The organism is Arachidicoccus sp. (assembly GCF_050436765.1).
Classification (GTDB): Bacteria; Bacteroidota; Bacteroidia; order Chitinophagales; family Chitinophagaceae; genus Arachidicoccus.
The window spans coordinates 1-20,854 of the sequence record NZ_JBNQGD010000249.1 but is presented as its reverse complement, the minus strand read 5'-3'; the positions used below and the strand labels follow the sequence as shown (position 1 = coordinate 20,854).

The window sequence follows — 20,854 nt, the reverse complement described above, 5'->3', positions numbered from 1 at the left end:
CGTCTTCGGTGCAAGCAACTGCTGATTTGTGGGTTTCTTAAATCTCTATTGTATCAAATAAGTAAATTTGAATTTTCTCATCATCGGGAACCAAAATTCTTCTGTCTGCTGCACAAGCCTTTCCCTGCGCAGAGGCAATTGCTGCATTCATATCCTCCAAACTATCAAAGTATAAAGTTCCAATCTGATAGGTTTGCCTATCTCCCGCCGTGGAAATAATCGGGCTTTCACTAACCTCATATTTTCTCAACCCAGGAAGTTTTTTTGCCATAGGTATGTGTACTTCAAAATAGTGTTTATCAAAAACCTCTTTGTTTTCGGGCGTCTTGTAAATCACAATCATTTGTGCCATGCCATTTATCTTTATATCTTTTTTAATAAAAAAACTGTTCCAGTACAATTTTGCCATCTTTCACTTCGTATAGCATTACCTCGTTCAGCTGTATTCTGCCATGTCCTTGCACTGTAATATCCATTTCTCTTCCTACGGCGAAATGACTCCCGCCTATAACGGGTGTAGTTGTATGGGCTCCATGGAATTCCTCAATCTTCTTGACAAAATCCTCTCCTTTTTTGCGAACGACTGCTTTACCCTCCGCGTATCCAAAATAGGGAGAAGCGGGCGGATCTACACTTTTTACATTTTCTGCGAAAAGTTCATCCTGAATTTCAAACCACTTTTCCTGTTGCGCAAGCTCATTAAAGCGGGCAGCAATTTCATGAATCGTATAGGCTTTTTCCTTGGAGTTTGGTTGACCTATCCCCGTATTTATTAAGCTCGGCAGGCTTTGTGCTATATATTGCATCCATCCATTTACACAGGCACTATAACATTCATATTCCGGAACCAAACCCTCATGCGTGAAATAAAGTTGCGTTTTATTTCCTTGTCTTGATATTTCAAAAATAATTTTCGTTCCTTTCCATTCACTTTTGTCTTTAGTAAAACTAAAATAGTTATCCGTGCAAAGCCACACCACTTTTTGACCAACAAGAGATTCTATTATTCTCATTTTACAGCGATGGACATCTTGATAATGATAGGTAAATTCATCATTGATATTTTTTGTACTACCCTCGATTTCCTCCGACCACCAACCGCGGACATTATTGATGGCATTAAATACTTCTTCGGGTGTTTGATCTACGAAAATCGTAGTAGCGAAATTTTGATTTTCCATATTTGATATATTTTAGTTGATTTTCTCTAACAAAAGTATTATACAAATATCACTTTTACAGGGTATTAAATGGACATAGTAGCGGGTTGATTTGGACAACATTAATTTCTATCTTTGTGAGAAATATACGCATGAAACATCTTACCATATTAGTGCCAGAAGGACAGAATAATCTAAGCAGTATTGTCGGGCCTTACAAAATATTTACAAGAGCCAATGACTACTGGAAGGCAGCAGGCAAAAAACAGGTGTTCAAAATTGAACTGGTTGGCCTATCAAAAGAAGTAGAATTTTATAGCGGCTTGTTTTGTGTGCGGCCGAATGCTAATATTTCGTCAATTACCAAAACCGACCTTGTCATCATTCCTTCATTAAATCACAATTATGAAAAAGCTTTGAAAGGAAACAAATTAATGATTGATTGGATAGTGCGACAATATGCACATGGCGCTGCGATAGCGAGTATATGTACAGGTGCTTTTATGTTGGCAGTTACCGGTTTGTTAGATGGAAAAAGTTGCTCCACACATTGGGCCGTAGCCGAGAATTTCAGAGCTATGTTTCCAAAAGTAAATTTGCAGACGGATCAGTTGATTACAGACGAAAATGGCATCTATACAAATGGCGGCGCATATTCATTTTTGAACCTGATGATTTATTTGATAGAAAAATATTACGACAGACAAACAGCCATCTATTGTTCCAAAGTATTTCAAATTGAAATGGACCGCAATAGCCAATCACCATTTGCGCTATTTACCGGGCAAAAATTGCATGGAGATGAAATGGTGAAAAAGGCACAGGCTTATATTGAAAGTAAGTTAGGTGAAAAAATATCTATTACAGATTTGTCGTCCAGACTAGCCGTGGGCAGACGAAATTTTGATAGAAGGTTTATTAAGGCAACAGGAAATACGCCCGTCGAATACACACAAAGAGTGAAGATTGAATCGGCAAAAAAAGCATTAGAGATCAGCCGTAAAACCATCAGCGAAATAATGTATGAAGTTGGTTATTCAGACGAGAAAGCGTTTCGGGAGGTATTCAGAAAGATTACCGGGATGTCACCACTGGCGTATAAAAACAGATACAACAAAGAGGTTATTATCGGGTGAAATATTTTGCGTCCCCCTCCGAAAGAAAGCACAACGGGCAAAACGCACCAAAATAATTTTAAGGTGACAGCCCTGATCATTTTGTTCTTAAAAAAATCTAATCCTTCTTTAAGTATTCTCGCAATACATATTGCAATATACCTTGGTTCTTGAAGTATTCAATTTCAATGGCAGAATTCAATCTGGCTTCTACCTTAAAGTTGATTTCTTTGCCTGAGGGATGAATGGCTTTCACATTCAATAATTTATGCGGTTTCAAATCTACCGCCAAACCAGTAATAGTATAGATCTCAGAGCCATCCAATCCTAAAGATGCAGCATTCTCGTCTTGTACAAATACCAAGGGAGCTACACCCATACCCACAAGGTTGCTTCTATGAATTCGTTCAAAACTTTCCGCAATAACGGCCTTAACGCCGAGTAGATAAGTTCCTTTTGCCGCCCAATCCCTTGAAGATCCGGATCCATATTCCTTGCCAGCTAATATTATCAAAGGAGTTTTATCTTGTTCATACTGTTTAGCCACATCAAATACTGTATCCACTTTATCTGTGGGGAAGTAGCGGCTAAACCCACCTTCCTTATCAGCAATTCTATTGCGAATTCTTACATTGGCGAAGGTACCACGCATCATCACTTCATGATTGCCCCTTCTGGAGCCATAAGAATTAAATTTAGCTTTAGGGATACCTTTACTCAGTAAGTATTGACCCGCAGCAGAATTTTCATTAAATTGTCCGGCTGGAGAAATATGATCGGTCGTTACTGAATCTCCCAAATAAAGCAATACCCTGGCATCGGCAATATCTGCCATCGGTTCCGGCCTAGGCGTTAAATTTTCAAAGAAAGGAGCCTCTTTGATATATGTGGAATCCGAACGCCATTCAAAATCTTGCGCAAGATTTACTTCCAAATTCTGCCAATCAGTAGCACCATCAAAAATCACATCATACACTTCTCCAAAATCATCCTGCTTCATACATTGATTAATAGTATCACTAATTTCTTCTCTCGAAGGCCACAAATCCTTTAAATAGACAGGTTCACCATTGGGGTCTAAATCTATTGGGTCATGCATCAAATCTAAATCCACACGACCAGCTAAGGCATAGGCCACCACCAACATGGGAGACATTAAGAAATTCATCTTCACCTGCGGGTGTACCCTAGCTTCAAAATTCCGGTTCCCGGAAAGCACCGAAGCCACGACTAATTCTCCTTTATCCACCGCCTCCGCTATTGCAGGAGGTAATGGACCCGAGTTGCCAATACAAGAAGTACAACCATACCCGACTGTATGAAATCGCAAGGCCTCCAAATGAGCACTTAAACCGGAACGCTCTAGATATTTGGTCACCACTTTCGAACCAGGCGCCAAAGAAGTTTTTACCCAGGATTTTGCCCTCAATCCCCTCTCCACCGCATTTCTCGCCACTAAGCCAGCCCCAACCATTACCGCAGGATTTGACGTATTGGTGCAACTGGTAATTGCAGCAATTACAATACTCCCATCGCTGACAACAAACTCCTTGTTGGGCTGTTTAATTCTAACAGATCGAAGATTATTATCGACGATGACTTCGGCGTGCAGCTTTCCTTCACTGGGGACCTTCCCCAAAGTAAATTCTGTGCCGGATCCACCTTCCGTAAGCATCGCAAATTCTTTTCGTCTATCTTTGGTTTGGTATTCACGGCTAAATTCGTCTTTCAACAGTTCGCCAAATTTATTCGCCAAATCTTTTACAAAAATTTTATCCTGCGGACGCTTTGGCCCGGCCACCGAAGGTTCAAGTGTAGACAAATCGAGTTCCACAATGGAAGAATATTTTATATCTTCCTTACCGGTTCTCCATAATAAATTCATCTTACAATAGGTCTCCACAATCTCAATCTGTTCTGCGCTGCGATTAGTAGCGTGCATATATTCCAGTGTGCGATTATCTACGGGGAAATAGGTAACCGTGCAACCAAATTCTGGTGACATATTAGAAATAGTTGCCCGGTCCGTAACAGTTAAATGTGCTAATCCATCGCCAAAGACTTCGACAAACTTACCTACAACCCCAGTATTTCTGAGCAAGCGGGCAATAGCCAATACCATGTCAGTAGCGGTGCATTGATCTGCAATAGTTCCGATTAGTCTCAATCCAACCACTTTGGGGCAACTAAAAAAAATGGGCTGACCTAACATGGCAGCTTCTGCCTCAATACCGCCAACGCCCCAACCTACAACCCCAATACCGTTGACCATCGGTGTATGAGAATCTGTACCGACCAACGTATCAGGAAACAACCAACCATCTCTGGAAGTAACGCCCTTTGCCAAATATTCCAAATTTACCTGATGGCAAATACCCATTCCGGGCGGCACCACAGTAAAATTACTGAGCCCTTTTTGAGCCCATTTCAGTAGCTCATATCGTTCTTTATTTCTTTCAAATTCAAGTTCCACATTTTTACCATAAGCATAGTCAGTACCATAATAATCTACTTGCACGGAGTGGTCAATAATCAAATCAACAGGTATTTCAGGATTTATTTTCTGCCCGTCTTTACCATGTCGAACAAATTCAGACCGAAGAGATGCAATATCCACCACCGCAGGAACACCGGTGAAGTCCTGCATTAAGACACGTGAAGGTTTATAAGGTATATCGTTCTCAACAGCCTCTGGTTTCCATTGCAATAATGTGTCGATATGCTCATCAGTAATGCTAAAACCATCATAATTCCTAAGCGCGTTTTCTAAGAGAATGCGAATACTAAAGGGTAAATGATCAATGCTTATTGGAAGGTCTTTTAAGGAACAATACTGGAAGTTTTTTCCACAAACTGTAAGTGTCTTTACTGATTTTGCATTGGAGTAACTCATATCTGATATTAATTTTTGTTTGGGAATTTTATAAAGATCAATCATTCGCTATGTGACCGACAAGTTACAAATAAAATGAGATTCTTCTTTACTAAATTTATGTTTAATTTTCCTGAAATTAACACTTAGCCGCCTTTTAATGTAATTAAGCTTTTCCCATTCTAATTTTACTTTATTCAGACAGTTCCCCAAAAAAAAACGTTTAATTTTGCAAAGTTTTTCCACAAACATACATGCCGTATGTCTATGCAAACAATAAGAAAACATGAATATTAAACAATTTTGGAATAAAGCCGTTTCCTACGAAGTATATTTGGAAAGAGGACAAGAATCAATTGACAACCCGCAAACCGATATAGAAAAGAAATATCAACAATATTACCAGTTAGGTATTCAAAGAATACGCAGAATGGAAAAGGTATACATACCCGATCCGGAACAAATTAAACTAAGGGATCAAAAAGACTTTAAAGGTAAAATCTTAATTATTTCAGAAACTTGGTGTGGCGACGCAAGTTCGGCCATTCCTATAGCACATAAGTTTTTCATTAATAACGAAATCAGAATCACCTATCGCGACCAGGAGCCTTCTCTTATTGCTGATTTTTTAACTAATGGCGCTAAATCGATTCCCATACTTATTTTTATAGACGACAACTTCCATGTTATTGGCCATTGGGGACCAAGGCCGGCGTATGGCAAGCAGTTATTTGAAAAGCACAAGAATAATCCTAGCCTCTATACAGAGGAGCAATTTCACAATGATATGCAGCTATTTTACTCCAAAGACAAAGGTCATGCGACCATTCAAGAAATACTGGAAGTTATAGGAAATTGACACTCCTCAATAAAGTGTAGAAAATTGTATCTGGCAGAGAGGGAAGTGGATGCCTGATTTACGCCCGAAAATAACAAAAGGACATCCTTTAGTTTAATTAGGAAATCAAACACCGCCCATTGACAGAGCTATCTCCTGATGACAACAAAATGATAACTGGTAGCGCTCAACCTTCAAAAATAGTAAGCCTGTTCATTCCCCCATTATTTCGATAAACCAGGAAGTGTATTTAATAGGTATGTTTTATTTTAATAAGTAGGGCAAAATATCACTCTGCCAAATTTTGTAACCTGCAGGATTTAAATGCAACATATCATTTTGATAAATAGAGGTAATTACCTTTCCATTTTTATCGAACATACCTTTTGTAATGTCGATAAATTCCGCATTTCGTTGATTGGCTAAGAAGTTTTGTGCCAGCTGATTTGTGCGCTTCATCTTACTCCATAGTCTTTCTCTGCTGGGACTATATTTGATAGCGAGAAAACCAATATTCGCTTTAGGCAAATGTTTCCTTATTTGAAAAAACAAAGTTTTAAATCTATTAAAAACTGTTTCTGCCGAAACAGTTTTATCATAAGCAAAATCATTGTCGCCACAATAAATAAGAATTTGTTTGGGGTGATAAGGATAGATAATTTTATTGGCGTAAAAAATTACATTCTGCAATTGAGAGCCGCCAAAACCTCGATTAATGACGGTAAAATCAGGAAAGTAATCCTGCACATCGGTCCATTTTCTAAAGGACGAGCTGCCGACAAAAAGAATGGCATTTTTCGGCGGAAAATGCAAAGAGTCCTGATGTTTATAATTGGCTATTTCTCTCGCAAAAGATTCATTACTTTGCGCCCGAGAAAGACTCACAGCCATTAAAAGAACAATAAAAAAGAGTAATCTTTTCATTATTTCAGGTATTTAAGCAAGTAACAAGAAATCAAATTTAAGAAATTCTCAATTCTTTTTTAAACTACTGGCGCAATTCATTAGTTTGTTACTTTTGTAGCGTTAAGTAATGCAAACTAAAACAGAAAAATATATAGAGCAACGGCTACAGCAAAGAGAAATTGCCGGTAATAAGCGCCACTTACAATTGCGGGAAAGTGGTATCGACTTTTTCTCCAACGATTATTTAGGCATCGCAAGAAAGAATCTGGCCAAAGCTGAAAGCGCAAATTCTTCGGGTTCTACCGGCTCCCGATTGTTGTCGGGTAATTCAAAAAAAGCAATAGCATTAGAAGAATATCTGGCAGATATTCATCTAACAGAAACGGCATTACTTTTCAATTCGGGCTACGACGCCAACCTGGGATTATTATCTTCACTCGGCAATCGGCATACTATTTATTTGTACGATGAATTGGCACATGCCAGTATAATAGATGGCATCCGTTTGAGTTTTTGTAAACAAAGTTTTCGTTTTAAACACAACGATTATATCGATTTAAAAGAAAAATTACAGAAATTTTCAACCGAAGGTGTCCAGATCATTGTAGTGATTGAATCGGTTTATTCGATGGAAGGAGATATAGCTCCTATAGAACAGATCGTCCAGTTATGCGCGTCCTTTAATGTATCTTTGATTGTCGACGAAGCACATGCCACAGGGGTTTTCGGTGAAAAGGGCGAAGGAATTGTGCAGCAGTTAAATTTGCACAAAAAAGTATTTGCACGCGTGCATACTTTCGGCAAAGCGGTGGGTAGTCACGGCGCGGTGGTAGTGGGTAGTAATTTGCTAAAAGCATATTTAGTTAATTTTGCGCGCTCTTTTATTTATACGACTGCCCTACCCGACCAGGCACTACAAGCGATTGAAAACAATTATATTTTTATACAAAATCACCCGGAGGAAAGAGAAAAGCTACACAGTCTGATTCAATATTTTAACCAGAGAAAAAAGAATATAGGTAATTACTACTGGAAACAGAGCGCTTCTCCTATCCAAAGTTTGATTCTCTCAAATAATGATCTGGTAAAGATTGTATCAGAAAGCTGTAAAATGGCGGGTATAAATGTATCGGCAATAAAAAGCCCAACTGTCGCAAAGGGGGAAGAAAGAATCCGGATTTGCCTGCACAGCTTTAATACAAAAGAGGAAATAAATTTATTATTAAAAGAATTAGCAGCATGTCTGTCCAAATAGCGATACTAGGTATCCATACCGATATCGGAAAAACGATTACTGCCGCGATTATGACGGAGGCTTTGCAGGCAGATTACTGGAAGCCCGTACAAGCGGGAGATTTAGTCAATAGTGACAGTATAAAAATTGAAAGACTAATATCTAATAGACAATCAGTCATTCATCCAGAAGCAATAAAACTATTGATGCCGGCATCACCACATACCGCGGCAGCTGCCGAAAACCTGCAATACAATTGCAGCAATTTTCATATTCCATCAACAGAAAATCTTTTGTTGATAGAAACAGCGGGTGGTATTTTTTCTCCAATGGACGACAAAAATACCATGCTCGATTTTGTACAACATCATCAATTGCCCGTTGTACTTGTCTCTCGAAATTATTTAGGTAGCATCAATCATACGCTGCTATGTTTGGAAGTTTTAAAACAAAGAAATGTAAAAGTTCTGGCACTTATCATCAACGGAAAAAGAAATGAAAGTTCCGAAAGTTTTATTGAAAATTATTCGGGTGTAGAACCTATAATTTATGTAAATGAATTAGATAAAATAGATAAAGATACTATTCAAAAAGAAGCAGCATATTTTAGAAAACAATGGAAAGAAACAGAAGGAATTTGATAGATTCTTGCTTGCTATGGAAAATGTAAGTTCAATAAGGTCAACCAATGCTTAGCCTCCATTCAAGGAAGAATTCAAGCATTTCGTAATTACACAGTACGCACGCTATGATGATATTACCTCCCGCAACACTCCATAAAAAATAGAAGATAAACCATAATTTAATAGAGATGACATTACAAGAAAGAGATAAAAAAGTTACCTGGCATCCATATACCCAAATGAAACTGTCGCCTGATTCGATTGGAGTAAAAACTGCCAAAGGGGTTTATCTTGTGGCAGAAAACGGTGAACAATATATAGATGCTATATCGTCATGGTGGGTAAATCTTCATGGACATTCACACCCCCACATCGCCAAAAAAATAAGTGAGCAATTAAATACGCTTGAACACGTTATTTTCGCCGGTTTTACCCACGAGCCCGCCGTAGCATTGGCGGAAAGGTTATTGCCTATTTTGCCTGGCAATATGACCAAGGTTTTTTATTCGGATAATGGGTCTACGGCTATAGAAGTGGCTTTAAAAATGGCGCACCAGTATCATCAAAATAAAAATGAGAAAAACAAAACCAAAGTAATTGCTCTGGATGGTGCATACCATGGCGACACGTTCGGCGCCATGTCGGTAAGCGCCCGCAACGTTTTTACAGAACCCTTTAATTCAATGCTTTTCGATGTCGATTTTATTCCCTTTCCCAGTGAAGGAAAAGAACAGGAAACATTAGCAGCATTGAAAAAATTATTGCAAACCGGTGATACCTCCTGTTTTATTGTAGAGCCCTTATTACAGGGCTGTGCAGGAATGAGAACATATTCTGCTGATATTTTGGAAAAGATGTTTTTGCTTTGTAAGCAATACGACACTTTAGTGGTTGCTGATGAAGTGCTTACCGGCTTTGGTAGGACGGGTACATTATTCGCTTGCTATCAATTAAAGAACGCTCAACCAGATATCATTTGCTTGTCCAAAGGATTGACGGGCGGTACTTTACCGATGGGTGTCACTGCTTGCACACAAGAGATTTTTGATGCCTTCCTTAGCGATGATGCGCACAAGACACTATTTCATGGGCATTCTTTTACCGCCAACCCAATCGGGTGTGTCGCTGGGTTGGCGAGCTTAGATTTATTATTGTCTGCCGATTGTCAGAAGGATATCCAGCGCATTGCCATGAAACATACAATGCAGATAGAAAGATTTGCTTCTTATACAAATGTAAAAGATGTACGCCATTGTGGGACCATCTTAGCCGTAGAAATAGACACAGGTGCAGCAACAGATTATTTAAGTGAAGGAAGAGATTATTTTTATAATTTTTTCATAGAAAGAAAAATATTGATGCGGCCTTTGGGAAACATTATATATTTGCTTCCACCATATTGCATTACTGATAAAGAATTAGATTTGATTTATAATGCAATGGAAGAACTTTTGCAAAATTTGCAAAATGGATAGCCCTCATTACCGGATATTTTGAGGACAATATAATGTCCTAACAATAAGGAATGATCGTATTTAGGTACTAAAATTGAATTTTTACTTTTGAATTTTATTAAATGGAAAACTTATTTGAACAAGCTTTAGAAAAAATTGTAGCTGAAGATCATTTACACGCGAAATTATTAAATACTTTATCGCTTATGGAAAATGTGGGTGCACGTAAAATATCTAAATATGAGCATCCGGTAAATGTAAATCTGACGATTCTAAAGCATGCAGCCGAAGAGGCACGCCACGCTTTTTATCTAAAAAAACAAATAGGAAAATTGGGTGAAGATCTCTGTCCTGATTATAATTTTGAGTTTTTATTAGCCCCGGTAGTAAGCTATCAATATTTGCATCAATTGGATGCAAAGGCTTGTAGATATTTATATAACAGAGGATTAAAAGGCCGTGCCATGCACGATGCGGCTTATATATTGGTCACCTATGCTATTGAAGTACGTGCCGATAGCTTATATGATATCTATCAAAAAGTATTGACTGCGACCGATTCTAAAGTAAATGTAAAATCTATCATTTTGGAGGAAGCCGGACATCTGGAAGAGATGACCAGAATGCTAAAAAAGTTTGATGAAAATTGGCAGCCTATCGCTGAAGATGTATGTAAAATTGAAGATGCATTGCATCAACAATGGGTAAAGGGATTAGCTCAGACGGTTGGCTTAAATTAACCGATGGGTAACTAACGATAAGGCACAAATCAGCTGTTTTCTTCACCTCACGGCAAAGTCTAAGCCACTTTGCCGTCAACCCATGTGAGCATTACTTCCCCACAACTTCTTTTCGAAAATAAATACCCCAATTTAAAATTTCATCAAGCAATTTTTGCATGGACATTCCTAACGGCGTTAAAGAATATTCCACAGTTACCGGCATACTGTCATAGAGCGTTCTGGAAATAATTTTATTCATCTCCAGCGCCTTTAGTTCTTGCGACAACATTTTGGGTGATATGTCGACAATCTCTCGTTGAATTTCTCCAAATCTTTTATTGCCATATGTCAAGGAGACAATAATAGGCACTCTCCATTTGCCTTGAATTGCTTCCAGAGCATCTCGGGTAACCAATAGCCTCTGCTGGCAAACAGCTTCTTTTTGATTCATAACTTCTTTATTTTCAATATACTTACTTACAGGTAACTACTTACGTTTAGGTAACAACTATACTTTAGTTAGCAAATATACTTAATTTTACACCATAATTAAAAATTTAAATAAAAAAATGATGGCAAGTACAACAACATGGGCAATTGACCCAATGCACTCCGATGTGTTATTTAAGATTAAGCATTTGGTTATTTCAAATGTAACAGGTTCCTTTAAAAAATTTAATGGCAATGTAGTTTCAGAAGGAGATGATTTTAAAAATGCAAAAGTAAAATTTACGATCGATGTGAAAAGTATCGACACCAATCAGGCCCAGCGTGACGGGCATTTGCAAAGCGGCGATTTTTTTGAAGCAGATTTATATCCTGAAATTACTTTTGAGTCCACCTCCTTTTTAAATACCAATGGTAGTGACTACAAAATGAAAGGTAATCTAACAATGAAAGGGGTAACCAAGCCTGTCGAATTAGATGTGGAATATGGAGGCTCAGAAGATAATGGACATGGAGTCATAAAACATGGTTTTGAAGTAACTGGAATAGTTAATCGCGCCGAATTTGGGATGAGCTGGAATAAATTAACCGATACAGGTGGTTTGGGTTTGGGCGAGAATATCAAACTAATGGCTAACATTCAGTTGGCCAAATTGGAGCAGGAAGCAGCTTAGATTAAGAAGCAACTCTACCCTTCTTTGAAAAGCAAACAGCAATGGACAATTTATTGATGAGCCCTAAAACCTTTATTCAAATAAAAAATTGGACCCATCTTGTCATCCTTGGTCAGGGTTAATTTAATTTATCTTGACTAGAGATGAGTATGCCTTATAATGACACATATTGTATATTGTATCATTATAAGGCAACTTTGTTTATTCTACAAACTGTTATACCTAATAAAGGGAGATATGACCACTTTTCTCTATAATTCAAGACGGATGACTATGCAGGCCATTGCGTATTTTGTAAGATTGATAGAAAAAACAGTACAAAGATTAAGATTACTTACGCTTTATATTTTCTACAGCAGCAGTTAATGCACGAAGAACCTCCGGCGTTACTTTTCCAAAAAAAGACATCCCAGAAGCGCCATTGTTTAAGGCATATTCTATCCCTTCCTGTATCTGCTGATTATCCTTGAAGTCGGGCAAATAAATACCTGCATACAAAGGAAATTTACCGTTCAAAAAATGAACACCTTCTTTTACCGCATCTCCAATCCAACGTAAATTTTCATTGTAAAACCCGTGATAAAATTGAGGAAACATCGCTTCTATATTCCAGTTTGTCCAGTCTTGCCGCACCAATCGACGAGCTACTTCCGGAGTAGGAAATCCTGTCGCAGTAATGGGTTTACCATGTTGCTTAGCGATTTTAGCCAGATGATTAACGATGTCATTTACCTGATTGTATCTAAAGTGTCTCCAAGAAAGACTTTCTTGGGGATATTCAATATCGCTTAAAGTCTCGCCGCTCCATTCATGAAACTTTTGTTGGCAGTGATCACAATAACAAAAATCATATTCCGGCAACTCGGCAGTTTGTACAATATTGTATTTTTTCCACAGATTAATCGCCAATATCACATCACAATATCTTATATAATCAAGTTGAATACCATCTACGTAATCTTTACTAAGTATATCGTTTACTTCCTTTGATAGAAAATCAAGCGTCGACGGTTTTGAGGGACACAGCCAACGATAATAGCTCACATAAGGCGGTTTGATGGCACAAGAATCACCTTTTCGACTGACGGCATACCAATCCGGATGATCTTTCAATAAATCGGCATCGCCCCGATTCAAAGTCCAAATCCATCTATGCGTTTCTAGTTTATATTTCTTGGCAATTTTAAAATGCATCTGGCTATCGGCTTCAATAAAAATTCCCTTGATGCCTGCTTCAGAAAATTGTTGGAATAAGGTATGCAACCCCGCCTCGGTATCTAATTTATTGGGTTGTACCCAAACATAATGTTTTAATTTATGTCTGCGATATTTTTCACCGCTTGTTGATTCTGCCAGACTTAATGCTGGTGTGAGCGATAGAGCAGCCGTGGATAACAAAGTATTTCTTAAAAACTCTCTTCTCTTAGTCATTTAATTAATTTTTAGGTTTGCCCATATTTTCAACAATGCCAGCATCATTTATAGAATAAATCGATTGATTTTCTAAATCAGAAATAATGGCTGTAAACTGCTTTTTAGTAGCTATAAGCTGAATGCGGTTTCTCTTTGTATTGATCAAAACATTGTCCTTAGTAGAGAGCCGATGCATAGATTTTGCATATTCTTTATGCAAGGAATAATATTTTTTTTCTAAATAATAAATATGCCAAAGCTTTAGTTTTTGTAGTTCTGTGTAGGGAATGATAAAATTCGTTTTATTCTTGTCGGTCGTAAACGATAGATATCCCCATCTCTCCGGAAAGTGCATATCTACGATACCTTGCGGCGACCATACAAAATTATGTTCCGGCAACAATTTCCCCGCGGCATCCTTTCTTTTTTCATATAAACCATTTTTCAAATCAAAGTCCCATTCGACCCTGGAAAAATTAATACGCCAAAGGGAATTGTTTGCCGGCTCAAACTGAACAGCCCATAAACTTAAAGATTTGAATGGAATAGCCACTTCCACAGTCCAGCTGCTGTCTTTATCCTTTGGATTATTAAGCGTTCCCTGGATAGAAACAGCAGATTGCAATTTTTTTATATCCCAAGAAATTAATGCCTTACCGCCGTTACGGTAAGGTTTAGGGATAAAAATATCTAATAAAGAATTCAGTGCGTTTATTTCTATTTCGGTATAGTTTCTTGTACTGTTTGAATTTGAAAGAAAGACTTCAAAGTCATTATTCAAATAAATAATACTATCTTTTTTCCGGATACTCGCCCAAACATTTTCTTCCTCAAGTTTAGCTCCAATAAATAAATAGTCATTATTCCAAAGCATTTTAACCCGAGTAGGAAAGGCGACAGACTTATACCCGGTGATGTCTTCAAATAAATCGGTCCACGGAGCATTTTCCCAAGCCTTATCATTCAATGATCCATCAATTAAAATGGGTCCTTCAGCAAAATGTACAATGTAACTTTTGGGAATAAACTCTACGATGGTTTGCCCATTTTGACCAAGTGCAGAAAACACCATAAAAAGCATACATGAAAATATGCCTAGTGAGCAAAGCAGCTGCCTCATTATCTTAATAGTTGTACATGTTACCATCCTGCAAAAAATAATTTGCAAAATGAATACAGTTATAAAGATAATTTTTTTTAAAGAATTAATACCGCTTATTTATTCCAAATTCTCCAATTCTCTTCAGCCTGGATGACAAGCATTTCATAACCATTTTGGATTATCGCCCCTTTTTCCTTTCCGAGAGCGAGAAATTTAGTGAGAGGTGGGTTGTATACCAGATCAAAAAGATAATGCGCCGGGCTGATAAATTGGTAAGGAATTTCCGGCATCTCATCAACTTTAGGGTAGGTTCCTAAAGGCGTACAATTGATAATGATCGTGTAAGCATCTAAAATATCTTTAGTCAATTCATTGTAAGAAAGATTTCCTTCTGTTTTATTTCTTGATACAAACCTATAATCGATATGTAATTTCTCTAAGACAAATTGCACGGCAGCAGCAGCACCTCCTGTTCCTAAAATCAATGCTTTTGTATGGTGGCTTTTGAGATGAGGAGCAAATGACTTTTCAAAACCTATGACATCCGTATTGTGGCCGAAAAGTTTACCCCCTCTAAGATTTACACAATTGCATGCGCCCATTTTTTTTACTGCATCTGTACTATCAGTAAGAAAAGGAATTATATTTTTTTTGTGGGGAATCGTAATGCAGAAACCTTTTAATTCCGAATCTTGAATAAGCGTCGAAATACCTGATATATCCGCAATTTCGTAGTTTTCAAATACAGCATTAGTTACCCCTTCGTCCAAAAACTTTTGAGAAAAATATTTTTGAGAAAATGAATGAGAAAGTGGGAAGCCTACAATGCCATATTTATTCATCTTTGAAAATTACAATTAGTAAGTATTTTTATTATTGTCGTCTAAGTAGAGATGAAATGTGTCACTTCTTAAACCGATGCGCATAGTTTCCAAAGGAATAATTTCAGTAGGTGCGATATTGCCTAAGTTTACGTTACAACCGCATAATTGTAGGAAATATAATTGTTGGTTTTTCTGTGGCGCTTCCCAAATAATCTTTTCTTTGGGGATCTTGGTCAAAATTTCATTTACCAAACCTTGCCTTACTTCTCCGCTATCTCTGTAAAGGCCTACGTTCCCAGCTTCTCGTGCTTCTGCAATGACGTAAGACGCTCCAGCATTTAATTCATCTTGCATCAATTGAATCCATTTGTAAGGAGCCATAATATTGGTAGCGTCCTTACTACCGACTTCACTTAAAATAGTTGCATGTTTAGTCAATTTTTCAATATAGCCGCATTTTTCAGAATGCGGAATATTAATAGATCCATCGCTTACTTCCATATAGCTTATGCCGTAATCCTTACAAATAGAGATATATTCATCCATTTGATTCCTTATCAAAAAAGCTTCGAATAATGTCCCTCCAAAATATAGCGGAATGTTTTTATTGAGATATACTTCTATTTTCTCGCGAAGGTTGGGTGTAACCATAGAAGTGCCAAAACCAAGTTTTACTATATCAATATATGGAGCGCCAATGCTTACAAAATTTTTGGTCTCTTCTATGCTAAGACCTTTATCCATAACCATGGTTAGACCGTGTGTGCGTGGAGAGATTGTGCGTTCTGGGATTTGCGATAGATTGAAGTTCATGCGAATAGTTTTACTTTGTTGGTCGCAAAAGTAAGAAGTATGATTGATAAAATGATAGCTTTTGAGTTGGGTTTTAATCTGTTGGGATTATTTTGGCAATTTTCTAAATCTTGCCAAAAGATCTACAACCTTGCTATTTTGTAAAATAGAAGGATTCAACTCTAATACTCTTTTAAATTGCTTGGGTGACTGATTAAGTGCAGATTCTAAATAAAAGAGCGCGTCTTTTATCTGCCCCATCGCATAAAGGGCAAAGGCATGATAAAATAAAAATAGCGTTTTGTTACCTGCATTTTCATAGGCGTATAATGCTTGCTCTGCAGCCGATTGATAATCCTGTGCATAATAGAGACATTTGATAAGATATGACCAAGCGGTTACACTTTTTGCCCGGTTATTTACTGCAACGCTAAAAGAATGTATCGCTTCGGCGTACTGTTCCAAATTCATCAAGCATTCTCCTTTTACCAAATCGTAATCGTAAGAGTTTTGATTAAATACCATTGCAGTTTCTATAGACTTTAATGCTTGTTGCCATTGCATTTCATCCATATAAGTAAGCGCAATCTTATAATACAACTTACTTTCTGTTGGGCTAAGATGCACTGCTTTGCGATAATAATAACGCGCATTATCGCCATTATTCATTTTATGGTAACAATAGCCAATTGCTTCGTAGATTATACTTTCAGGCCTTGTGAGCTCCAACGTTTTTTTCAACACTTCGATTGCATCCTTATATTTACGCAAACGCATGAATGCATCGCCCATGTTACGATAGGCGTAGTCGAATTTTTCGTTTATTGCAACGGCGTATTTATACGCATCAATGGATTTCTCGTAAAGCTTCAATCCTTGATAGGCTGCCCCCAAATTAAACCAAGCCAATTCATTATAAGGATTTTCATCTATTATTTGATGATGGAGTGCAATACTCTCTTCGTTGCGGCCGGTAAATTCAGTCCAAAAACAAATCTTATATAAGGCCTCCTCATTAGAGGCATCTATTTTTAAAGCCGATTTTAAGCAAAAAAATACCTTGTCAAACATTTCATAATCGTCGTAGACATCTGCTAATTCAAAAAGCATATCCACGCATTCTTCTCCATGAAATATCTGAAGCGCTTCCTCTAGCTCCAATTCTGCAGCCTCCAATTTTCCTAACCCAAGAAAAGCATCGGTTTTTAGAATAATGATATTGATATCGTGATTATCATAAATAGATGCCTGTTCCAAAATGGAAAGAGCTTCTTCAAATTTCTTTTCCACGATCTTGTAATCGGCCTTTTTTACTAAAATAGCCGAAGAAAAAGGATAATATTCCAAAGCTATATTTACGGCTTCAGCAGCCTTTTTTATGGATTGAGTCTCATCCAGATATTCTATAATCTCTAAAAAAGCATCTTCCTCCAAGAAGGCCGCAGATTTACCAGTGCGAATCTCGTCGTATAACTGTAGCCACCTGTCGAATGTTTTATTATCCTCGCTATAGTTTTCTTCCCTCATAATCGTTCTATTCTTACTCTAATGTAAGTACGTATTTTTTAATAGCCAACAAAAAACACGGTATTTATGTCAAATCTTAATAAAATAAAGCCGACAAGGCATTAATACTGTATGTAATACACATGTGTTGATAAAAGAATAAAGAAAAATAAAAAATATATTTTGTTAATATTTAACAAAGTGTGTATCTTTGCCGAAATGTTAAGGAATATATTAAATATAAGGCTCATCTTCACACTTGTTTTTTGTGCAAGTGTAGGTATGGCTTTCGCTTCTTTTAACATTGATCATAGAGATAAAGATAAGAATAAAGACAATTCTGAAAAATTTAGTTTGAAGAATATTCAACGTCCTGCTTCCTTCTTTTCATTATCTACCAACTTAATAGATATTGGAATTAATAATCTGGCCCCTTTGCCTAAATTTGATCTCAATTCCTATTCTTCCGAGAATGATAATGGCATAAATGTTAATTCAAGCATTCGAGTTAAAACTGGCAATACAGTGGTTATTTATCCCTATAAATATAAACTAAAACCGGCTCCTTTGAGCATATTTAAAACACCGACTGCCAGATAGTTTTATAACTATAAAAATTAAAGGCTAATTATTTTTCTGTTTAAATTTAATGAATTACTTTTGCCGACCTTTCACAATGAAAACAGTTAATGGTAACCTGCTTTTCATAAAGAATTAATGACTCATAAAATTATTAAAAATCGTAACTGATGAAACGTACATTTCAACCACATAATCGCCGTCGTAAATCTGTACACGGTTTTCGTAAACGTATGGAAAGCGCTAATGGTCGTAAGGTCTTAGCTTCCCGCCGTGCAAAAGGCCGTCAAAAATTAACGGTATCAGATGAAAGGAAATTAAAATAAGTAGACTTCACCTTTTTTTCTTATAAAAAGCGCCATATTTTATGGCGCTTTTGTATTTTTAGCCTGTAGATTTTTATCTCCCCTATGCTTCAAAAAAATACATATCCTCGGGACGAGAAACTTAAAAGCAGAAAAGCAATAAACCATTTGTTTTTACAGCGGAAATATATCAATGTGTTTCCTGTACGTGTATTCTATTGCATCAGCGACGCTACTACTGCTGGCAATGTTCAAACAGGGTTCACCTGTAGTAAAAAATATTTTAAACATGCGGTAAAACGCAACTTGATAAAACGTCGGATGCGTGAAGCGTATCGAACACAAAAACATGAGCTATTAGACTGGGCGGCGTCAGAGCATAAAAAGATCGATTTATTTTTTTTATATAGTGATAATGTGCTAATCGATTTTGTTGATATGCAATCTAAAATATTCACTACCTTGCAGAAGCTAATCCATCAATTTGACAAACAAAAAAAATTGTGATTATAAAAAAGGTATTCAGAATTCTAGGCTATCCTTTTATCTGGCTAATCAAGTTTTATCAATTGGCTATTTCCCCCATGCTTCCCGCCACTTGCAGGTTTACGCCCACTTGCTCTCAATATGGAATCGAAGCATTTAAGAAATATGGATTATTGAAAGGCTTTTGGCTCACTTTAAAACGTATTATACGTTGCCATCCACATGGCGGTAGCGGCTATGATCCTGTGCCTTAGTATTGATGGAGTAAAATGTTCTCTATAGAGACATACATTATTTAAAAACACAACTAATAAAAATTCATGCGTATAGGAATTGTTTGTTACCCAACTTTCGGCGGAAGCGGTGTATTAGCTACGGAATTAGGCAAAGCACTCGCCACCAAGGGTCATGACGTACACTTTATCACTTATCGTCAGCCAGTAAGATTGAATGAGTTTAACGCCAATATTTTTTATCACGAAGTGCGAGTTCCAGAATATCCATTATTTGAATACCCCCCCTATGAGTTGGCGTTGGCAAGCACTTTGGTCGATGTTATTATCAGGCATGATTTAGATTTGTTGCACGTCCATTATGCCATACCTCATGCCTCTGCTGCTTATATGGCCAAGCAGATTGTAAAGGAAAAGACTGGTCGAAGTGTACCATTCGTCACAACCTTACATGGTACAGATATTACATTAGTTGGAAAGGATAAAACCTATGAACCGGTGGTTACTTTCTCTATTAACGAAAGTGACGCCATTACTGCGGTTTCTAATAATCTAAAAGAAGAAACGCTCAAATACTTCAATATAAAAAACGAAATCGACGTTATATACAATTTTGTTGACCTCGAACGTTTTGATAGAAAACCAATAGATGCTTTTAAAAAAGCCGTTGCACCTAAGGGAGAGAAAATATTAGTACATGCTTCCAATTTTAGAAAGATAAAACGCGTATGCGATGTGACAAAAATTTTCGCTAAGGTGAGAGAAGTGATGCCTTGTAAACTATTAATGGTGGGAGACGGGCCAGAAAGGCCTGTCTGCGAAGAATATATTAATAAGTTGGGGCTTGAGCACGACGTACGTTTTATGGGCAAGCAAGAACAGATAGAGGAAATACTAGCCATCTCAGACTTATTTGTCATTCCATCTGAATATGAAAGCTTTGGCCTGGCTGCTTTAGAAGCCATGGCGGCTCACGTTCCGGTATTAAGCAGCAACGTAGGTGGACTTCCAGAAATTAATATTGAAGGACAGACAGGCTTTTTGTTTGATGTAGGCGATACAGAAACTGCCGCTAAAAAGGCCATCATTTTATTAAGTGATGAGAATTACTTGCAACAAATAAAGGATCAAGCACATCAACAGGCACTTAAGTTTGATATAAAAAAAATAATTCCATTGTATGAGAAATTATATGGAAGGTTCTGTAGAATGCAGTGTGCCGATGTTTAAGCAAAGCAATATTTGAGTGATAAAAATAAATTGAAACTTTTTTCACTAAAAAGTTTGGAGATGTTGATTTTTCGTTTATTTTTGCACTCCAATTAACGGAAAACGAGTTTGAAAAACAATGAGTTAGAAGATAATTGTAAGATTCCGTAGCTCAGTTGGTAGAGCAATACACTTTTAATGTATGGGTCTTGGGTTCGAGTCCCAACGGGATCACTAAAGGACGTTCTAAAGGACGTCCTTTTTTATTTAAAACTATTGATTTTACAGGGCTTTCAGAGAAAAAGGGGATCAACGCAAAAACTTGTGGAAAGGGCATAATATTTTTACATTTGCGGCCTA

22 protein-coding genes and 1 tRNA gene are annotated in these 20,854 nt (G+C 37.2%); 13 read left to right on the top strand and 10 right to left on the bottom strand.

The window, feature by feature from the left end; genetic code table 11:
* Positions 1-37 precede the first annotated feature (37 nt).
* Together ACQR30_RS11045 and ACQR30_RS11040 are read right to left on the bottom strand one after the other, a co-directional pair.
* Positions 38-409 carry an EthD family reductase gene (locus ACQR30_RS11045; protein ID WP_429735013.1) on the bottom strand — a complete coding sequence of 124 codons (372 nt, stop codon included), beginning with the start codon at positions 407-409 and terminating at the stop codon, positions 38-40.
* On the bottom strand, positions 375-1,181 hold the full coding sequence (locus ACQR30_RS11040; protein ID WP_429735011.1) for a SnoaL-like domain-containing protein: 807 nt from the start codon (positions 1,179-1,181) through the stop codon (positions 375-377). The genes ACQR30_RS11045 and ACQR30_RS11040 overlap by 35 nt, the downstream gene beginning before the upstream one ends.
* A gap of 116 nt (positions 1,182-1,297) precedes the next feature.
* Between ACQR30_RS11040 and ACQR30_RS11035 the strand changes: the two genes are divergently transcribed.
* The gene (locus ACQR30_RS11035) at positions 1,298-2,296 is read left to right on the top strand and encodes a GlxA family transcriptional regulator (RefSeq protein WP_429735009.1); all 999 of its coding nucleotides are present in this window, start codon (positions 1,298-1,300) and stop codon (positions 2,294-2,296) included.
* Between the two features lie 97 nt (positions 2,297-2,393).
* Here ACQR30_RS11035 and acnA read toward each other — a convergent pair whose 3' ends face one another.
* Entirely contained in the window at positions 2,394-5,168 is a 2,775-nt protein-coding gene (gene acnA / locus ACQR30_RS11030) for an aconitate hydratase AcnA (RefSeq protein ID WP_429735007.1), read from the bottom strand.
* Between the two features lie 265 nt (positions 5,169-5,433).
* On the opposite strand from acnA, the gene ACQR30_RS11025 reads away from it, so the two are divergent.
* Positions 5,434-6,006, top strand: a complete 573-nt coding sequence (locus ACQR30_RS11025) for a thioredoxin family protein (protein WP_429735005.1) — start codon at positions 5,434-5,436, stop codon at positions 6,004-6,006.
* Positions 6,007-6,249: 243 nt separating this feature from the next.
* On the opposite strand, the gene ACQR30_RS11020 is transcribed toward ACQR30_RS11025, so the two are convergent.
* Complete coding sequence (locus tag ACQR30_RS11020; RefSeq protein WP_429735003.1) at positions 6,250-6,909, bottom strand: GDSL-type esterase/lipase family protein; 660 nt, start codon at positions 6,907-6,909, stop codon at positions 6,250-6,252.
* 109 nt (positions 6,910-7,018) lie between these two features.
* Between ACQR30_RS11020 and ACQR30_RS11015 the strand changes: the two genes are divergently transcribed.
* The 4 genes from ACQR30_RS11015 (at position 7,019) to ACQR30_RS11000 (ending at position 10,942) form a co-directional block, all read left to right on the top strand.
* The gene (locus tag ACQR30_RS11015; protein WP_429735000.1) at positions 7,019-8,146 is read left to right on the top strand and encodes an aminotransferase class I/II-fold pyridoxal phosphate-dependent enzyme; all 1,128 of its coding nucleotides are present in this window, start codon (positions 7,019-7,021) and stop codon (positions 8,144-8,146) included.
* Positions 8,131-8,766, top strand: coding sequence for a dethiobiotin synthase (gene bioD / locus ACQR30_RS11010; protein ID WP_429734998.1), 636 nt, complete (start codon positions 8,131-8,133; stop codon positions 8,764-8,766). Before ACQR30_RS11015 ends, bioD begins: the two co-directional genes overlap by 16 nt.
* Positions 8,767-8,936: 170 nt before the next feature.
* The gene (gene bioA, locus ACQR30_RS11005) at positions 8,937-10,223 is read left to right on the top strand and encodes an adenosylmethionine--8-amino-7-oxononanoate transaminase (protein WP_429734996.1); all 1,287 of its coding nucleotides are present in this window, start codon (positions 8,937-8,939) and stop codon (positions 10,221-10,223) included.
* Between the two features lie 101 nt (positions 10,224-10,324).
* Positions 10,325-10,942 (top strand): hypothetical protein, encoded by a 618-nt coding sequence (locus ACQR30_RS11000; protein ID WP_429734993.1) that lies wholly within the window; start codon positions 10,325-10,327, stop codon positions 10,940-10,942.
* A gap of 91 nt (positions 10,943-11,033) precedes the next feature.
* On the opposite strand, the gene ACQR30_RS10995 is transcribed toward ACQR30_RS11000, so the two are convergent.
* On the bottom strand, positions 11,034-11,375 hold the full coding sequence (locus ACQR30_RS10995; RefSeq protein ID WP_429734991.1) for a winged helix-turn-helix transcriptional regulator: 342 nt from the start codon (positions 11,373-11,375) through the stop codon (positions 11,034-11,036).
* Positions 11,376-11,493: 118 nt separating this feature from the next.
* Here ACQR30_RS10995 and ACQR30_RS10990 point away from each other — a divergent pair, with 118 nt between their 5' ends.
* Positions 11,494-12,045, top strand: a complete 552-nt coding sequence (locus ACQR30_RS10990) for a YceI family protein (protein WP_429734989.1) — start codon at positions 11,494-11,496, stop codon at positions 12,043-12,045.
* 330 nt (positions 12,046-12,375) lie between these two features.
* On the opposite strand, the gene ACQR30_RS10985 is transcribed toward ACQR30_RS10990, so the two are convergent.
* The 5 genes from ACQR30_RS10985 to ACQR30_RS10965 form a co-directional block, all read right to left on the bottom strand.
* On the bottom strand, positions 12,376-13,476 hold the full coding sequence (locus tag ACQR30_RS10985; protein ID WP_429734987.1) for a family 10 glycosylhydrolase: 1,101 nt from the start codon (positions 13,474-13,476) through the stop codon (positions 12,376-12,378).
* Between the two features lie 4 nt (positions 13,477-13,480).
* Entirely contained in the window at positions 13,481-14,578 is a 1,098-nt protein-coding gene (locus ACQR30_RS10980) for a carbohydrate-binding family 9-like protein (protein ID WP_429734985.1), read from the bottom strand.
* A gap of 95 nt (positions 14,579-14,673) precedes the next feature.
* Complete coding sequence (locus ACQR30_RS10975; RefSeq protein ID WP_429734983.1) at positions 14,674-15,402, bottom strand: shikimate dehydrogenase family protein; 729 nt, start codon at positions 15,400-15,402, stop codon at positions 14,674-14,676.
* Between the two features lie 15 nt (positions 15,403-15,417).
* On the bottom strand, positions 15,418-16,197 hold the full coding sequence (locus ACQR30_RS10970; RefSeq protein WP_429734981.1) for a phosphosulfolactate synthase: 780 nt from the start codon (positions 16,195-16,197) through the stop codon (positions 15,418-15,420).
* Between the two features lie 87 nt (positions 16,198-16,284).
* Positions 16,285-17,703 (bottom strand): tetratricopeptide repeat protein, encoded by a 1,419-nt coding sequence (locus tag ACQR30_RS10965; RefSeq protein WP_429734979.1) that lies wholly within the window; start codon positions 17,701-17,703, stop codon positions 16,285-16,287.
* A 162-nt stretch (positions 17,704-17,865) separates the two neighbouring features.
* Between ACQR30_RS10965 and ACQR30_RS10960 the strand changes: the two genes are divergently transcribed.
* The 6 genes from ACQR30_RS10960 to ACQR30_RS10935 all read left to right on the top strand — a co-directional run bounded on the left by ACQR30_RS10960 (position 17,866) and on the right by ACQR30_RS10935 (position 20,728).
* The gene (locus ACQR30_RS10960; protein WP_429734977.1) at positions 17,866-18,282 is read left to right on the top strand and encodes a hypothetical protein; all 417 of its coding nucleotides are present in this window, start codon (positions 17,866-17,868) and stop codon (positions 18,280-18,282) included.
* A 149-nt stretch (positions 18,283-18,431) separates the two neighbouring features.
* Positions 18,432-18,587, top strand: a complete 156-nt coding sequence (rpmH, locus tag ACQR30_RS10955) for a 50S ribosomal protein L34 (RefSeq protein WP_429734975.1) — start codon at positions 18,432-18,434, stop codon at positions 18,585-18,587.
* A gap of 84 nt (positions 18,588-18,671) precedes the next feature.
* Complete coding sequence (rnpA, locus tag ACQR30_RS10950; RefSeq protein WP_429734973.1) at positions 18,672-19,073, top strand: ribonuclease P protein component; 402 nt, start codon at positions 18,672-18,674, stop codon at positions 19,071-19,073.
* Positions 19,070-19,306 (top strand): membrane protein insertion efficiency factor YidD, encoded by a 237-nt coding sequence (gene yidD, locus ACQR30_RS10945; RefSeq protein ID WP_429734970.1) that lies wholly within the window; start codon positions 19,070-19,072, stop codon positions 19,304-19,306. Before rnpA ends, yidD begins: the two co-directional genes overlap by 4 nt.
* 66 nt (positions 19,307-19,372) lie before the next feature.
* Positions 19,373-20,515 (top strand): N-acetyl-alpha-D-glucosaminyl L-malate synthase BshA, encoded by a 1,143-nt coding sequence (bshA, locus tag ACQR30_RS10940; protein ID WP_429734968.1) that lies wholly within the window; start codon positions 19,373-19,375, stop codon positions 20,513-20,515.
* 140 nt (positions 20,516-20,655) lie between these two features.
* Positions 20,656-20,728 (top strand) — tRNA-Lys (locus ACQR30_RS10935).
* The last annotated feature ends 126 nt before the right edge of the window (positions 20,729-20,854 follow it).

Bases quoted from the DNA above. Each gene is read 5' to 3' on its own strand.
- ACQR30_RS11045 (WP_429735013.1), bottom strand. From the start codon at position 409: ATGGCAAAATTGTACTGGAACAGTTTTTTTATTAAAAAAGATATAAAG.
- ACQR30_RS11040 (WP_429735011.1), bottom strand. From the start codon at position 1,181: ATGGAAAATCAAAATTTCGCTACTACGATTTTCGTAGATCAAACACCC.
- acnA (WP_429735007.1), bottom strand. From the start codon at position 5,168: ATGAGTTACTCCAATGCAAAATCAGTAAAGACACTTACAGTTTGTGGA.
- ACQR30_RS11025 (WP_429735005.1), top strand. From the start codon at position 5,434: ATGAATATTAAACAATTTTGGAATAAAGCCGTTTCCTACGAAGTATAT.
- ACQR30_RS11020 (WP_429735003.1), bottom strand. From the start codon at position 6,909: ATGAAAAGATTACTCTTTTTTATTGTTCTTTTAATGGCTGTGAGTCTT.
- ACQR30_RS11015 (WP_429735000.1), top strand. From the start codon at position 7,019: ATGCAAACTAAAACAGAAAAATATATAGAGCAACGGCTACAGCAAAGA.
- bioD (WP_429734998.1), top strand. From the start codon at position 8,131: ATGTCTGTCCAAATAGCGATACTAGGTATCCATACCGATATCGGAAAA.
- bioA (WP_429734996.1), top strand. From the start codon at position 8,937: ATGACATTACAAGAAAGAGATAAAAAAGTTACCTGGCATCCATATACC.
- ACQR30_RS11000 (WP_429734993.1), top strand. From the start codon at position 10,325: ATGGAAAACTTATTTGAACAAGCTTTAGAAAAAATTGTAGCTGAAGAT.
- ACQR30_RS10995 (WP_429734991.1), bottom strand. From the start codon at position 11,375: ATGAATCAAAAAGAAGCTGTTTGCCAGCAGAGGCTATTGGTTACCCGA.
- ACQR30_RS10990 (WP_429734989.1), top strand. From the start codon at position 11,494: ATGATGGCAAGTACAACAACATGGGCAATTGACCCAATGCACTCCGAT.
- ACQR30_RS10985 (WP_429734987.1), bottom strand. From the start codon at position 13,476: ATGACTAAGAGAAGAGAGTTTTTAAGAAATACTTTGTTATCCACGGCT.
- ACQR30_RS10980 (WP_429734985.1), bottom strand. From the start codon at position 14,578: ATGAGGCAGCTGCTTTGCTCACTAGGCATATTTTCATGTATGCTTTTT.
- ACQR30_RS10975 (WP_429734983.1), bottom strand. From the start codon at position 15,402: ATGAATAAATATGGCATTGTAGGCTTCCCACTTTCTCATTCATTTTCT.
- ACQR30_RS10970 (WP_429734981.1), bottom strand. From the start codon at position 16,197: ATGAACTTCAATCTATCGCAAATCCCAGAACGCACAATCTCTCCACGC.
- ACQR30_RS10965 (WP_429734979.1), bottom strand. From the start codon at position 17,703: ATGAGGGAAGAAAACTATAGCGAGGATAATAAAACATTCGACAGGTGG.
- rpmH (WP_429734975.1), top strand. From the start codon at position 18,432: ATGAAACGTACATTTCAACCACATAATCGCCGTCGTAAATCTGTACAC.
- rnpA (WP_429734973.1), top strand. From the start codon at position 18,672: ATGCTTCAAAAAAATACATATCCTCGGGACGAGAAACTTAAAAGCAGA.
- bshA (WP_429734968.1), top strand. From the start codon at position 19,373: ATGCGTATAGGAATTGTTTGTTACCCAACTTTCGGCGGAAGCGGTGTA.